At 40.6% G+C, this 14,509-nt stretch carries 11 protein-coding genes; 8 read left to right on the forward strand and 3 right to left on the reverse strand.

Annotated elements, in window-relative coordinates:
- Nucleotides 1-13: 13 nt before the first annotated feature.
- Nucleotides 14-2,200, reverse strand: a complete 2,187-nt coding sequence (gene priA / locus ADS77_RS12750) for a primosomal protein N' (RefSeq protein ID WP_054454771.1) — start codon at nucleotides 2,198-2,200, stop codon at nucleotides 14-16.
- A gap of 234 nt (nucleotides 2,201-2,434) precedes the next feature.
- On the opposite strand from priA, the gene rpmE reads away from it, so the two are divergent.
- Complete coding sequence (gene rpmE / locus ADS77_RS12755; protein ID WP_054204885.1) at nucleotides 2,435-2,647, forward strand: 50S ribosomal protein L31; 213 nt, start codon at nucleotides 2,435-2,437, stop codon at nucleotides 2,645-2,647.
- An 864-nt stretch (nucleotides 2,648-3,511) separates the two neighbouring features.
- Nucleotides 3,512-4,753 carry a malic enzyme-like NAD(P)-binding protein gene (locus tag ADS77_RS12760; protein WP_054204884.1) on the forward strand — a complete coding sequence of 414 codons (1,242 nt, stop codon included), beginning with the start codon at nucleotides 3,512-3,514 and terminating at the stop codon, nucleotides 4,751-4,753.
- 100 nt (nucleotides 4,754-4,853) lie between these two features.
- On the opposite strand, the gene metJ is transcribed toward ADS77_RS12760, so the two are convergent.
- Entirely contained in the window at nucleotides 4,854-5,174 is a 321-nt protein-coding gene (metJ, locus tag ADS77_RS12765) for a met regulon transcriptional regulator MetJ (RefSeq protein WP_054204883.1), read from the reverse strand.
- Between the two features lie 197 nt (nucleotides 5,175-5,371).
- Here metJ and metB point away from each other — a divergent pair, with 197 nt between their 5' ends.
- Both metB and metL read left to right on the forward strand, forming a co-directional pair.
- Nucleotides 5,372-6,634, forward strand: a complete 1,263-nt coding sequence (metB, locus tag ADS77_RS12770; protein WP_054204882.1) for a cystathionine gamma-synthase — start codon at nucleotides 5,372-5,374, stop codon at nucleotides 6,632-6,634.
- Between the two features lie 6 nt (nucleotides 6,635-6,640).
- Complete coding sequence (metL, locus tag ADS77_RS12775; protein WP_054454774.1) at nucleotides 6,641-8,986, forward strand: bifunctional aspartate kinase/homoserine dehydrogenase II; 2,346 nt, start codon at nucleotides 6,641-6,643, stop codon at nucleotides 8,984-8,986.
- Nucleotides 8,987-9,065: 79 nt separating this feature from the next.
- Here the strand turns inward: metL and ADS77_RS12780 are convergent, their stop codons facing one another.
- On the reverse strand, nucleotides 9,066-11,582 hold the full coding sequence (locus ADS77_RS12780; RefSeq protein WP_054454775.1) for a penicillin-binding protein 1A: 2,517 nt from the start codon (nucleotides 11,580-11,582) through the stop codon (nucleotides 9,066-9,068).
- 132 nt (nucleotides 11,583-11,714) lie between these two features.
- Between ADS77_RS12780 and ADS77_RS12785 the strand changes: the two genes are divergently transcribed.
- Genes ADS77_RS12785 through ADS77_RS12800 form a run of 4 tightly spaced genes read left to right on the forward strand, consistent with a single transcriptional unit; the run spans nucleotide 11,715 to nucleotide 14,498 of the window.
- Entirely contained in the window at nucleotides 11,715-12,794 is a 1,080-nt protein-coding gene (locus ADS77_RS12785; protein WP_054204879.1) for a pilus assembly protein PilM, read from the forward strand.
- Entirely contained in the window at nucleotides 12,782-13,348 is a 567-nt protein-coding gene (locus tag ADS77_RS12790; RefSeq protein WP_054204878.1) for a PilN domain-containing protein, read from the forward strand. The genes ADS77_RS12785 and ADS77_RS12790 overlap by 13 nt, the downstream gene beginning before the upstream one ends.
- Complete coding sequence (locus ADS77_RS12795; protein ID WP_054204877.1) at nucleotides 13,345-13,965, forward strand: type 4a pilus biogenesis protein PilO; 621 nt, start codon at nucleotides 13,345-13,347, stop codon at nucleotides 13,963-13,965. Before ADS77_RS12790 ends, ADS77_RS12795 begins: the two co-directional genes overlap by 4 nt.
- Complete coding sequence (locus tag ADS77_RS12800; protein WP_054454778.1) at nucleotides 13,962-14,498, forward strand: pilus assembly protein PilP; 537 nt, start codon at nucleotides 13,962-13,964, stop codon at nucleotides 14,496-14,498. The genes ADS77_RS12795 and ADS77_RS12800 overlap by 4 nt, the downstream gene beginning before the upstream one ends.
- Nucleotides 14,499-14,509: the final 11 nt, after the last annotated feature.

A 14,509-nucleotide genomic window follows, 5' to 3' on the forward strand; every position in this document is an offset into this window, starting at 1 on the left:
TTTGTTTCTTACCTTAAATCATATCTATTGGGTCTACATCTAAGCTCCAGCGCACCTTCTGTGCTAATTTACTGGTGCTTAAATAATCGACCATCTGCGCGAGATATTGGTGTAAAAGAGGGCGATCGTGCGCTTGAATGTGTAATTGAAAACGATACTTACCTGCTACTCGCTCTAATGGAGCAGGAATTGGACCTAGCAATTGTATACCAGTTAGACCATGCACTGGAACTAAATCTGTTAAAAAATCGACGACTTGTTTTATGCTGTGTCCTTCTGCTCGCACAATTGCCATGTTGGTAATGGGGGGCAATAGTGCGTCCTCACGTTCTTGTATCGCAAAGCGGGCAAAATCTTGATAACCATTGTTTACCAAATCTTGTAATAGTGGGTGTTCAGGAAAATGAGTTTGTAGTAATACTTGCCCAGGCTCCCCGCTGCGTCCAGCTCGCCCAGCTACTTGGGTAACTAGCTGTGCCAAATGTTCTGTAGCACGAAAATCACAGGAATATAAACCGCTGTCTACGTCTAAAATCAGCACTAAGCTTACATCCGGGAAATGATGCCCTTTAGCGAGCATTTGTGTACCAACCAAGATGCGTGAGCCGCCTAAGTTAATTTCATCAAGGGCTTTTTCTAGGCTGCCTTTTCGCCGTGTTGAATCGCGATCGATGCGGCTTATCGGTGTATCTGGAAATTCACCTGTTAAAAATTCTTCAATTTGTTCAGTGCCTTTACCGTTAGGGAATATTTGTGTACTCCCGCAATCAGGGCATTGATGGGGTACTGGGTGTTGTTCACCGCAGTGGTGGCAAATCATCTGACCAATTGCTTTATGAAAGGTTGCGCTAGTGCTACAGCGCGTGCACTCACTTAACCAGCCACATTCATGGCAGATTAGCGTGGGCGAAAAACCACGGCGATTTAAAAACACCATGACTTGTTTGTTGCGCTTTAAGTGTTGGCGAATGGTTGCAAGGCTTGCATGTGCAATGCCTGCTTGATCTGGTTGGCCTTTCATATCAAGCAATTGAAATTTATTGTCGGTACTGGTTTGCGCGCGCTGAGTAAGGCTTAGTAATTGATATTTATTATTAATCGCTTTATGCAATGTTTCTAGAGCTGGCGTAGCAGAGCCGAGTATGAGCGGTATCTTATGCTGAAAAGCGCGATACGCAGCTAAATCGCGAGCGTGATAGCGTAAGGTGTCTTGTTGCTTGAAAGAGCTATCATGTTCTTCATCAACAATGATCATCCCAAGTTTTAAAAAAGGCAAAAAAATGCTCGAACGAGTACCAATTACGATTGCGCAGCTGGCTTTTTCACAAAATCGCCAGGTTTGCAGGCGTTCGTTATCGGTTAATGCTGAGTGCCATAGCATAATAGGCGTGTCGGGAAAGCGACGGCGAAACCGGTTGACTGTTTGTGGTGTTAGGCCAATTTCAGGCACTAAGACGAGTGCTTGTTCTGCGCGTTTTAACACCTCTTCAAGGCACTGTAGGTAAACCTCTGTTTTCCCGCTGCCGGTCACGCCTTCAAGTAAAAAACTATTAAAGCCAGTGCTTTGATTTATTGCTGTGCAGGCGACTGCTTGTTCTTTATTCAGCGTTGGTTTAGTACCGACTGTTGGTGCTTGCTGCTGCCACAAGTTGTCGTGCTCAATGCTTTGATTAATGAGCTCTTTGCTGATCAGACTATCAATGGTTTTTTTATTAAACCCTAACGCTTTTAATTCTGTTAAGGATGATTTACCTGATTGCGCTAATTGTTTAAGTAAATTTAATTGGCTTTTTGCTTTTAACGAAGGAAGTTTGGCACCTTTTTCAGTTAACGCGACCATCGAAATACTCGTTTTATCAGGGCAATGGCCTTGGCGTAGTGCACTTGGCAACGCTATATGGATTGTTTCACCTAGTGGGTAGCAATAATAACGAGCAGTAAATCGTAATAGATCTAGGTGGCTTGTGGTTAATATTGGCGCGTCGTCAATAACTTCAAAAATACTTTTTATTTTATTTAAAGGCACCTCGGTTGTGTCTTTAAGTGCTAAAACCACCGCAACCTTTCGTTGATTACCAAAAGGGACTAATACGCGTGAGCCAACATGTAGCTGTGAACTCAACCCATCAAGTTGCTCAGGTAGGCGATAATCAAAGGTGCGATGTAATGGCACCTTTATAGCAACTTCAACAAAACTCATAACAACTCAAATAAAAGCAAGTAAGAGTGATAATGTACTAAAATTGCAGAAAAAAGCCTACCAGCAAATAGGCTGTTTATTTTTTTTGTTTATATTATTAGCAAATAATGTATTTAAAGCTTGTCGTAGGCAGGGTTGTTGCTTAGAATACGCGTCCTAATTATTTTGATTTTAACGACGTATGGTGCCAGACTTCGGGTTTGGAGAGCGATGCGGCCTTAACTAGAGGTTTCTATGAAAGAAGGTATTCACCCTAAGTACGAAGTAATTTCAGCATCTTGTTCATGCGGAAATAAGTTCGAAACTCGTTCTACTTTGTGTAAAGACATTCACCTAGACGTATGTTCTGCGTGTCACCCGTTTTACACTGGTAAGCAAAAGATTTTAGACACTGGTGGCCGTGTTGATCGCTTTAACAAGCGTTTCGGTGCACTTAGCAGCAAGTAATTATTGCTGTTGTGTCGGAAAAAGCACCTTAGGGTGCTTTTTTTATGCCTGCAATTTAATTAAAACTGGTTAGGGCGTGTGACCTTTCGTGATTAATTTTGCAGCATGTTTGGTATTTAAGCAAGGCAGCGCCTATAGTAGTGTGGTGTTCCCCACAAATAGGCGATAACGCAGTATAAATGCCAAACATGCGCTGCCCAAAGAGTTATTCCTTGGGGCGATTAACTCTTTGTTACCTACATGGGGGTAGGCAAGGGGCGTGAGCAGGACGCGGAAGCTTTGCTCGGTTTTTACTTAGCCCACTCGATTTCAAACCTCGCGCCGCGATTAAATCGCCCCTAGATTGAACAAATTTCAATCCACAAAGGATAACACGCCCAAGTATCAGCGGTTAAATTCACCCTTTTTTACCCCTGCCTAAAGTAACCATCATTTTTAGTTTTTATAGTGACTATAGCCACTAAATAACAGACAAACAGTTAGATTTTAACTATATTCAGTAATATATTTTGTTTAATTAATTGATGTTATGTTGATAAAAAGTCATTTAATGAGCCTAAATGACGCTAACGTCGTATATTTATATCTTTTATAGGGAATGTGTATTTTAGGTGTAATAAAGTACTATTTAGATGATTTTAGAACAGGTTTTTTGATGCTTTCTTGGCGTGTTATTGCTGGATTTTGAGGTTTTTTTACAAAACTGGTCGATAAAACGCATAAAATTAACAGATCTAGCTTATAACAGGATAGACCTGATATTGCTTGAATTTAATTGTAATATAGGTATCGTTCCAAGATACAGACTATAGAATAGAACTGCTTACTCTCACTTTTAACTTACTTGCAGGATAAAATCGCGTTATGTCAGACTTTCGTGAACAAGCTTTACATTACCATTCGCACCCCGTTCCAGGAAAAATCAGTGTTGAGCTTACTAAGCCAGCCGAAACCGTACAAGATCTCGCTCTAGCTTATAGCCCTGGTGTGGCTGAGCCTGTGCGTGAAATTGCCGCAGATCCAGCTAATGCTTATAAATATACTGGCAAAGGTAATATGGTTGCAGTAATTACCAATGGTACTGCTATTTTAGGCCTAGGTAATTTAGGACCTCTTGCTTCAAAACCAGTTATGGAAGGCAAAGCTTTGTTGTTTAAACGCTTTGCTGGCCTTGACTCAATTGATATTGAAGTAAAACACACAACCACAGAAGATTTCATCAATACCGTTGCAAATATTGCTGATACTTTTGGTGGTATCAACCTAGAAGATATTAAAGCCCCAGAGTGTTTTGAAATTGAAAAAGCATTGATTGAGCGCTGTAGTATTCCAGTGTTTCATGATGATCAACACGGTACAGCTATTGTAACTGCTGCAGGTATGATTAACGCACTTGAAGTGCAGGGTAAAAGCATTGAAGATGCGATTATCGTTTGTTTGGGTGCCGGTGCGGCCGCTGTTGCATGTATGGAGCTATTAATTAAGTGTGGCGCATTGCGTGAGCACATTTATATGCTTGATCGTAAAGGTGTTATTCATACGCGTCGTGATGACTTAAATGAATATAAACAGTTGTTTGCTAACAATACAGATAAGCGCACTTTGCAAGATGTTATTGCTGATGCTGATGTATTTGTTGGTGTATCAGGACCGAACCTGCTTGCACCGGAAGATCTTAAGCTGATGGCTGATAGGCCAGTTGTTTTTGCATGTTCAAACCCAGATCCAGAAATTGCACCTGCGCTTGCTCATGGTGCGCGCGATGATTTGATTATGGCAACGGGTCGTTCTGATTATCCAAATCAAGTAAATAACGTGTTGTGTTTCCCGTTTATTTTTCGTGGTGCATTAGACGTACGTGCGAGCAAAATAAATGATGAAATGAAAATTGCCGCAGTTGAGGCAATTCGCAGTATTACTAAAGAGCCAGTGCCTGCTGAAGTATTAAAAGCAGCAGGTGTTGATAAACTTGAATTTGGACCACAGTATATTATCCCTAAACCAATGGACCCGCGTTTATTACCGCGCATTGCAAAAGCAGTGGCGCAAGCGGCTATTGATTCAGGTGTTGCACAAATTGATATGCCTGAAAACTATATGGCGTAATAGGCACTATTTGGCAATAAAAAACCTCAATTCACTGAATTGAGGTTTTTTGTATCCAAATCATTGCCTGAAACAGGTGCACGTTATTTACAGGTGAAGATCAGTCTTCATTCAGGATAGGCACTTCTAAACCCATCTCTTGCATAATCTTTTTAACTTCTTCTGGTACTTTTTCTGGATTATCTTTACGTAAGTCTTCATCGTTTGGCAATGGTTGGCCAGTAAATGCGTGTAAAAATGCTTCGCAAAGTAATTCACTATTTGTTGCATGTCTAAGGTTATTAATTTGACGGCGAGTACGCTCATCAGTTAAAACCTTTAATACATTTAACGGGATCGAAACGGTGATCTTCTTAACTTGTTCTGATTTTTTCCCGTGTTCTGCATATGGGTGAATATATTCACCATTCCATTTAGCCATAAGATGTATCGTTGCCTCAGGTTGTTAATTGTTTGCGCGACCATTTTGTAGCGCAAAGATGCGGAAATTCTATCGTTTTAAAAAAGATAGTCAAATACTAGTTATTTAGCCATCTAGGGGTATAAATGTTTTGACTTCTTAAATTTGATCATCTAACCTTTTAGACGTCTAAACATCCAGTTAATATAGGTGACGGTATGAGCAAAAAAAATAAAGCGACAATCGCAGTACGTAATGGCATTGATGCTGATAAACATCACGGTGCTGTTGTGCCTCCTATCCACCTATCGACCACCTATTCATTTGCCGATTTTGATACTAAGCGCGAATATGATTATGGCCGTAGCGGTAATCCTAATCGTGATTTACTTGGCGAAACACTCGCAAAGCTTGAAGGCGGTGCCAAAGGCATTATAACTGCTACCGGCATGGCGGCAGTACATTTAGCAACACAATTACTAAATAGTGATGATACGTTAGTCATTCCACATGACTGTTATGGCGGCAGCTACCGTTTGTTTACTTCGCTTGAAAAGCGCGGCTTATTAAAATTAGTGGTTCTAGATTTAACAAACGCTGAAAACCATCAAAAAATACTTGAGATTAAACCTAAGCTAATTTGGATTGAAACACCAAGCAACCCAATTTTACGTTTAACTGATATTAAAGCGATTACGACAATTGCAAAGCAGTGCGGCGCTTTAGTTGGCGCAGATAACACGTTTTTATCACCGGCCTTACAAAACCCAATTGAATTTGGTGTTGATATTGTTGTGCATTCAACCACTAAATATATTAATGGCCACTCCGATGTTGTTGGCGGCGCTGTCATTGCAGCAACACAAGAGCTGGGTGACGAGCTTGCTTGGTGGGCAAATAATATTGGTATTACAGGTGCACCATTTGATAGTTATTTAACATTACGTGGCCTGCGGACTTTAAATGTACGTTTACGTCAGCACCAAGAAAATGCCTTTATCATTGCGCAATATTTAGAAAGTTCACCCTATGTGAGCCAAGTATATTACCCTGGTTTAGAATCTCATCCACAACATCAGTTAGCAAAACAACAACAACGTGGTTTTGGTGGCATGGTAAGTTTTGATATTGCTGGTGATGTAAATGATGCAGCAGCATTTTTAACGAGCCTAGAAGAATTCAGTTTAGCGGAATCGTTAGGCGGTGTAGAAAGCCTAATATGTCACCCTGCAACGATGACTCATGCTGGTATGGATGCAACAGCTCGCTTAGAGGCGGGTGTGGGTGATACGTTAATCAGAATTTCGGTGGGTATTGAAGATGTAAAAGACTTAGTTGCTGATTTAGAACGTGTGTTTAACAAAGTTAAGCCAGGCCAAGGTAATTGTAGTTCGACGACTACTAAGAGTAACTCGACGCAGCAAAGTACAGAGCAAACAAATTCATTCAAATTAACGCCTGCACATACGGCTTTGTGGTAATAGAAAATGGTAAATATAGTTCATAAATTTGGCGGTTCAAGCTTAAGCTCCGCGGAGCGTTATCAAGCCGTAGCAAATATTATTTTAGCACACACCGAAGCAGGTGACTGTGTCGTTGTGTCGGCAGCAGGTAAAACAACCAATACGTTGGTTAAGTTATGGCAAAGTTATCAGCAAGGTGATCAACAAGCCGTAAGTGATATTTTATTACAGCTTGATAATCATCAGCGTACTTTGATTGAGCAGCTATTAAGCCCAACAGCGCAATACGACGCAATTGATGTGTTAAAGCAAGAGTTAGCCTTAATAGCACAGCAAGCTCAACAGCAAAGCTTACAGGAAGCTTCATTGCTTGCTCACGGTGAAGTATGGTCAGCCCGTTTATTGGCTGCTTATTTACAGCAACTAGGACTTGAGGCGAAAGATATTGATGCGCGCCAGCTATTTACACTTAATGACGGGCAGTTGCTGCACCAAAAAAATCAACAAGCATGTGCAGACTTGGTTTCGGCTAACTGTATTAATGTTGTAACCGGTTTTATTGCGTCAGATTGTCAGGGTAATACGATTACTCTCGGGCGCAATGGCAGTGATTACAGTGCCACTTTATTAGGGAGTTACTGTCATGCTAATCAGGTGTCAATTTGGACCGACACGCAAGGTGTATTTAGTACTGATCCGCGTAAAGTTAAAAAAGCGCTTAAGTATTCTAAGGTCTGTCGTGGTCAAGCTAATTTACTTGCGCGTTTAGGTAACCCTGTTTTACATGCTAAGACGTTATCACCTTTGAAAAATACCGACATAAAACTAGTGGTACGCAGTAGTTATGATACGGATGCCAGTGCCACAGAAATTGTTAAAGAAGGTTACAGTAAAGCTAAACGGTTTATTACGACGTTGGAGAATATTGATTTACTGCGCATTGATCAGCTTCGTGCTGGTGAAGTGGGAGAGTTAAGTCAGTTAATTCAACATAGCCTGCATCATTTTATTCAAAATGGCGATACATACCTATTAGTACCAGCAGAAGCGACGCATCAAGTCGTCAGCCACCTGCAAGGGCGAGCTAATATTATAGAATCAAATTTACATGGTTGTGCGGTTGTTGCGCCACGCAATGATGTAACTCAGTTACTTGAGCAAGCAACGCAGGTGCTGAGTGAGCAAAGTTTAGCGCCGCGTTTTAGTCATCAAGATAATGATTATTTACTACTGCTTACCGATCAATCTATTGATAGCGATGTACTTACATTACTGCATGACAAGTTAATAAATAAAGGTCAAGAGCTCGCGATCATTGTTGCTGGTATTGGTAATGTAGGTGAGGTATTTATTGATCAATTAAGTCAGCAGCTTAATCGCTTACAGCAGCATTTTAGTGTCAAGCTCGTTGGTTTATTGCGTTCACGTTCTATGTTATTTAGCCCAAGTGGTATAACACTTGAACAGTGGCAAACGCAATGGCAAAACGAGGCTGTAGACTACCAAGAAGCAGATCTGTTAGCACATATTGGTGAATTAGATTACGAACATAAAGTAGTGATTGATATTACAGCGAGTGAAGCGTTTAGTAAGCTTTACCCTGCGTTTGTTAATTTAGATTGTCATATGATTAGTGCTAATAAATATGCCGGTACAGCAAATAACGACTGGTATCAAAGTTTGCGTCAAAACTTAGCTGAGCGTAACTTATTGTGGCGTTATAACACCAGTGTGGGTGCCGGTTTACCGATTAACTTCGCATTAGCTGATTTACAAAACAGTGGCGATTGTATTACTCATATCGAAGGGGTTTTTTCGGGTACTTTATCTTGGTTGTGCAGTAGCTATGACGGTAGTGTAGCATTTTCAGATTTAGTATTAGAAGCGCAGAAGATGGGCTTTACTGAGCCTGATCCGCGCGAAGATTTATCTGGTCGCGATATGCAGCGCAAGTTACTTATTTTAGCGCGTGAGCTTGGACTTACGCTTGAGTTAGATGATATCGCATTAACACCGTTAATGCCTGCAGAGTTAGCACAAGGGGATTGGCAGTCATTCTTGGATAAAAAACACTTACTTGATAATTTTATTGCTGAAAAAGCGCAAGACGCGGCCAAAGATAATAAAGTACTGCGCTACACTGGCGCATTATCAATTCTTGATGGCAAAGTAACGGCTAAAGTTGGTTTAGCCTATGCGACACAAGGCGATGCACTTGCTAATTTAACACCAGGCGATAATATTTTTGTGATTAACAGCCAGTGGTATAGCGATAATGCGTTAGTTATTCAAGGCCCCGGCGCAGGTAAAGAAGTCACCGCTGCGGGTGTGCATTCTGATTTATATTGGTTAGTACAAAACTTAAAGTGATGCCAAGTTAAGTTATGAGAAACATAACAAAAAAGCGCCAAGTTGGCGCTTTTTTAGTTTAAAAGAGACTATATTCTGTTTAAAATAGCTCTTCTTCCGTTTTTGTGTCTTCTTCAAATATATTTTCTACATCTTGCAGTACATATTTAGTAGGTGCAGTACCTTTATCAAAATATTCAAAGCGGCTAGTGTAGTCATTCTTTTTACTTAATAGTCCTGTTGCTAAGTCGATACGTACCGATACTAGATCTTCAGGCGGTTCGATCGGCGCCTCAGGCTTACCATCAAGCGCTACACGCATAAAATCAACCCATGCAGGCTGTGCTGTTTTTGCACCAGACTCAGCACCGGAGATTTGAGCACTGGATAAGTTATTGTTGTAAGTTGAGCGTCCAAGTGGATTGCCTGGATTATCAAAACCTACCCAAACGGTTGTTAATACGTTTCGATTGAAACCACTAAACCAAGTATCAACAGAGTCATTGGTTGTACCAGTTTTGCCAGATAAATCGCGTCGATCTAATGCTTGTGCGCGCCAACCTGTACCACTCCAGCCTGTTTTATGACTCCAACTGCCACCACCCCATATAGCGCTGTTCATAGCGTCAGCAACTAAGAATGCATTTTGTTTAGAAATGACACGCGGAGCACAGCGGGGGAGGGCGGGTATATCTGCGTTATTTTGGTCGTGTTGATTTAATTGTGTCGTTGTTAACGTTTGATCTGCAAATAGCTCATTTTCTATAGCATCACAGGTTAACAAAGGCTCAGTTTTAAATAGTACTTCACCAGTAAAGTCTTGGATTTCGCTTATAAAATAGGGTGAAATCAAATGGCCACCGTTTGCAAATGCACTCATACCACGGGCAAGTTCTATCGGTGTTATTGAAGCACTGCCTAATGCCAAAGATTCACTGCGATTGATATCTGTATTTTGAAAACCAAACTTAAGTAAATGATCCGCTGTACGCTGCAAACCAACACCACGTAATAAACGCACTGAAATAACGTTTTTAGATTGTGCTAAGGCGCGGCGAATACGAATAGGACCATTATATATCGCAGGGCTATTTTTAGGTCGCCATGCAACACCTAGGCTTTTATCCCACTGATTAATTGGCGCATCGTTTAAAATTGAGGCCAGCGTATAACCACTGTCAAGCGCAGCAGAGTAAATGAAAGGTTTAATATTTGAGCCGACTTGTCGTTTTGCTTGAACTGCACGATTATATTGGCTTTGTTCAAAGCTATAGCCGCCGACAATGGCCTTAATTCGGCCATCATTAGGGTCTAAAGACACTAATGCACTTGATGCTTCAGGAAGTTGGCTAAGTACATAGCTATTGTCTTTATTTTTGCGAAGCCAAATTTGCGCGCCTGGGTTGAATATATCGCTTACTTTTTTAGGCGGAAAACTTTGGCGGTAGCGCGTAATGTATTTACGCGCCCATTTTAAACCATCCCAATCAAGCGTCACTTGTTCGCCATTTTTGAGTAACGCAGTTGCTGTTTTTTCATCAACGCTCAGTACGGCTGCTGCCAGTAATGGGCCAATTTCCTTTACTGATTTGAGTTTATCTATAATATCAGCGTGGCTTAATGCGGTTTGAGCCTCAAAATCCCACAGTAACTGCGTTATACCTCGGTAGCCGTGGCGCATATCGTAAGCATGTAAATTATCAACAATTGCTGTTTGAGCTGCTTTTTGTACATCAGACTCAACGCTGGTATAAACTTTAAAACCAGTGTTGTAAGCGCGTTCATAGCCATAGCGTTCGACCATTTCTGCGCGTACCATTTCAGAGATGTAAGGTGCGTATAACTCAATCTCAGCACCATGGAAACGGGCTGTAATTGGCTCGTTAATCGTACTTTCGTAGAGTTCACGTGTTATGTGTTTTTCATCAAGCATTCGGCCAAGTACAACGTTTCGTCGAGCTTTAGCACGTTCAGGATTACGAATAGGGTTTAAGGCAGAAGGGGCTTTTGGTAAACCTGCTAGCATCGCCATTTGTGCTAAAGTTAATTCCTTCAGTTCTTTTCCGTAGTATACTTGAGCTGCAGCACCAATACCGAAAGCACGATTGCCTAACTCAATCTTATTAAGATACAAAGCAAGTATTTCATCTTTGGTTAGTAAGTTCTCAATATGCAGTGCAATGAAGATTTCTTTAACTTTACGAATATAGGCTTTTTCTCTTGTTAAGAAAAAGTTACGAGCAAGCTGCATTGTAATAGTACTTGCGCCTTGTTTTTTCTCGCCAGTTGAAACAAGCACTAGCGCTGAGCGTACGATACCGATAGGATCAATGCCTATATGATCGTAAAAACGGGAGTCCTCAGTAGCCAAAAGTGCGTCAATTAATGGTTGAGGGATCTCATCTATCGTAACGGGAATACGTCGTTTTTCACCAAATTGGTTGATGAGCAGCCCGTCGCGAGAAAAAACTTGCATCGGTGTTTGCAGTTGTACATCTTTTAAAACTTGCACACTGGGGATGTCAGATTTAACGTAATAATAAAGGCTTAGTAAAGTAATAAGCCCAAGAAATGTGCAAATGATAAAAAATTGTAAAGTTCGTTTGAATAAAATCACGTATATTTTCCCGAAATGGACTCCCAATTAGAATCGTAGACTGATAGTATATATTGATTAAAAAATGAATAATATTTTTTCAGACAAAAATTATAACTTGTTTATTATTAAAACAAAGGCAAAGTTGCAAACATGTTAAGCCAATTCTTTAATAAGTCGTCATCTGTGATGATAGGGATAGACATCGGTTCACACGCTATCAAAGCGGTGTTACTGAATGAAACGGACAGTGGCTATCGGCTAGAGGCGTTAGCAATTGAGCCCATGCCCAAAGGCGCAATGTCCGAACGTAGCATTCAAGATATTGAAGCTATTGGGAACATTATAAATAAATTAAAACGTAAATTGCCTAAGACGGTTCAATTTGCGGCGGTTGCAGTATCTGGGCAAACCGTTATCACGAAAGTGATTTTTATGGATGTTACGCTCAGTGATGCCGAACTGGAATCACAGATAGAAATAGAAGCAGATAGCCTTATTCCCTATCCACTTGATGAAGTTAGCCTTGATTTTGAAAAACTGGCAACTAATGAAGCGGACCCATCAAAAATGAACGTATTGCTTTCAGCAGCTCGAACAGAGAGTGTTGAAGCGAGGGTTGGTGCTCTGGAGACCGCAGGTTTGATTGCCAAGGTTGTAGATGTTGAAAGCTACGCGTTAAGCCGTGCTATGGACGTTTATTATCAACAACTACCAAGTGATGCATTTAACAAATGTGTTGCTGTGGTTGATATAGGTGCAGTGTTGATGTTGGTCAGCGTGGTGCTCGGCGGTGAAACAATCTATACGCGAGACCAGGTTTTTGGTGGTGATCAATACACAAATAGTATTGTAGCTTACTATAACAAAAGCTTTGATGAGGCCGAGATAGGTAAAACAACGGGTGATTTACCACCTAATTATACCTTTGAGGTTCTAGCGCCTTTTCAAACTTCGTTGTTACAGCAAGTTCGACGTGCTGTACAAATGTTTTTAACCACCAGTGGCAAAGATCAAATAGATTACATTGTCTTGACTGGTGGCACAGCCATGATAGATGGTCTTGATAGATTGTTAATTGAAGAGTTAGGTATACATACTATTGTTGCTGAGCCTTTTGAAAATATGGATGTTTCACCTAAAGTTGACCGCAATGTGCTCAAGCGTCATCGTACGCAGTTTGCAATTGCAACAGGACTGGCATTAAGGAGTTTTTCATCATGCCACATATAAATCTGCTGCCATGGCGTGAACAGCAACGAAAGCAATCACAAAACAAGTTTGCTACGATCTTATTTTTGGTGGTGTTTGTGAGCTTTTTGAGCATGTATATGCTGAGCACGTATTATGGCAATCTTAGAGATGGTCAAAATATTAAGAATAATTATTTAAGTACTGAAATAACTCAGTTAGACATGCGGATTCGTGAAATACGAGAGTTAGATAAAAAGAAAGAAAGCTTGCAGCAGCGTATGCGACTAATTGAAGAGTTGCAGAGTAACCGAAATCTTGGCACCCAAATTATGGATGAAGTTGCCAAAATTGTACCAGCCGGAGTTTATCTAACGAAGTTAGAGCGCCGCGGTAATACAATTCATGTGGTTGGGCGTAGTGAATCTAATAATCGTCTATCGACCATGCTACGCGAAGTGCAAGGCTCCTATTTATTAGAAAAGCCCACCATGCAAGGTATTGTTGCGGGTGAAACGTCATCACGTCTGTTGAGTGATTTTAATATGGAATTTTATGTAAAAGCCTTTGATAAAATTGGAGAGGTTAAGCAATGAGCCTTGATATCAAAGCATTGACAGAAATCGAATGGAATGAGATCGAATTAGAAAATATTGGTGATTGGCCAATTGTAGTGAAAATAATTTGCTGTGCATTTATTGCTGCCTTAGTCTTGTTTTTTAGCTACAGCTTATTGGTTTCTGATGAGATTGACAGTTATCATAGCTCTGTTTCGCAAGAAGTTGAGCTACGAAGCACTTATCGTGTTAAGTACGCTGTAGCCAGCAATTTAGAAATTTATCGCCAACAAATGGTTGAAATGGAAGAGAAGTTCTCTCTACTTTTAAAGCGATTACCCACCTCGAATGAAACGCCTGGTTTGCTAGATGACTTATCATATGTAGGCACTACAAGTGGTTTAACCTTTTTAAAAATTGGTTGGCTACCAGAAGTTGAAAAAGAATTTTATACCGAGTTACCGATTAAAATTGAAGTGGTAGGGACTTATCATGAATTTGGAGACTTTGTCGGAAAGGTAGCTCAACTGCCGCGTATTGTAAGCCTGCATGACTTTTCTGTTAATAGTTTTAGCTCAGGAAAGCTAATATTTAGTGTTGTAGCGAAAACATACCGCTACGAGAGTGAACCCAAAAAAGTAGGGGCTAAAAAATGAAAAAGTTAGCGCTTATCTTTTTTGCCACCGCACTGATCACAGCATGTAATGATGATACCTCTGAACAAAAAGAGTTTATTGATCAGGTTAAAGCCAGTACAACGCCAAAAGTTGAGGCAATCCCTAAGCTAATTCAGTTTGAGCATTTTGAATATAACTCGCGACAACTACGTAGTCCTTTTGTTGCACCACAGCCTGAAATTATTCAAAATAATATGATACAAGTAAAAAACTGCCTACACCCAGATCCAAAGCGTATGCGTGAACCTTTAGAAAAATACCCTTTGGATAATTTAGCGATGAAAGGAACATTAGGGTCAAGTGGTGAAATGTGGGCATTAATAAGAGCCGCAGACGAAACCTTGCATAGAGTGACTATTGGGGATTATTTAGGTTTGTATCATGGCGAAGTTCAAAATGTTAAAAGTGATTTTATAGAATTGTTAGAATTAATTCCCGATGGGTCTGGTTGTTGGAAAGAGCGCCTGACGAAGCTTGAAATGTTAGAGGCGCCAAAGAATGACGCGAGTTAAAAATCAAAAAG

The sequence above is a fragment of the Pseudoalteromonas porphyrae genome (genome assembly GCF_001298125.1).
Classification (GTDB): Bacteria; Pseudomonadota; Gammaproteobacteria; order Enterobacterales; family Alteromonadaceae; genus Pseudoalteromonas; species Pseudoalteromonas neustonica.

What these genes read in the sequence shown, in the direction of transcription:
- rpmE (WP_054204885.1), top strand. Translation starts at nt 2,435, where the DNA reads ATGAAAGAAGGTATTCACCCTAAGTACGAAGTAATTTCAGCATCTTGT.
- priA (WP_054454771.1), bottom strand. Translation starts at nt 2,200, where the DNA reads ATGAGTTTTGTTGAAGTTGCTATAAAGGTGCCATTACATCGCACCTTT.
- ADS77_RS12790 (WP_054204878.1), top strand. Translation starts at nt 12,782, where the DNA reads ATGCCACATATAAATCTGCTGCCATGGCGTGAACAGCAACGAAAGCAA.
- metB (WP_054204882.1), top strand. Translation starts at nt 5,372, where the DNA reads ATGAGCAAAAAAAATAAAGCGACAATCGCAGTACGTAATGGCATTGAT.
- ADS77_RS12785 (WP_054204879.1), top strand. Translation starts at nt 11,715, where the DNA reads ATGTTAAGCCAATTCTTTAATAAGTCGTCATCTGTGATGATAGGGATA.
- ADS77_RS12800 (WP_054454778.1), top strand. Translation starts at nt 13,962, where the DNA reads ATGAAAAAGTTAGCGCTTATCTTTTTTGCCACCGCACTGATCACAGCA.
- metL (WP_054454774.1), top strand. Translation starts at nt 6,641, where the DNA reads ATGGTAAATATAGTTCATAAATTTGGCGGTTCAAGCTTAAGCTCCGCG.
- ADS77_RS12760 (WP_054204884.1), top strand. Translation starts at nt 3,512, where the DNA reads ATGTCAGACTTTCGTGAACAAGCTTTACATTACCATTCGCACCCCGTT.
- metJ (WP_054204883.1), bottom strand. Translation starts at nt 5,174, where the DNA reads ATGGCTAAATGGAATGGTGAATATATTCACCCATATGCAGAACACGGG.
- ADS77_RS12795 (WP_054204877.1), top strand. Translation starts at nt 13,345, where the DNA reads ATGAGCCTTGATATCAAAGCATTGACAGAAATCGAATGGAATGAGATC.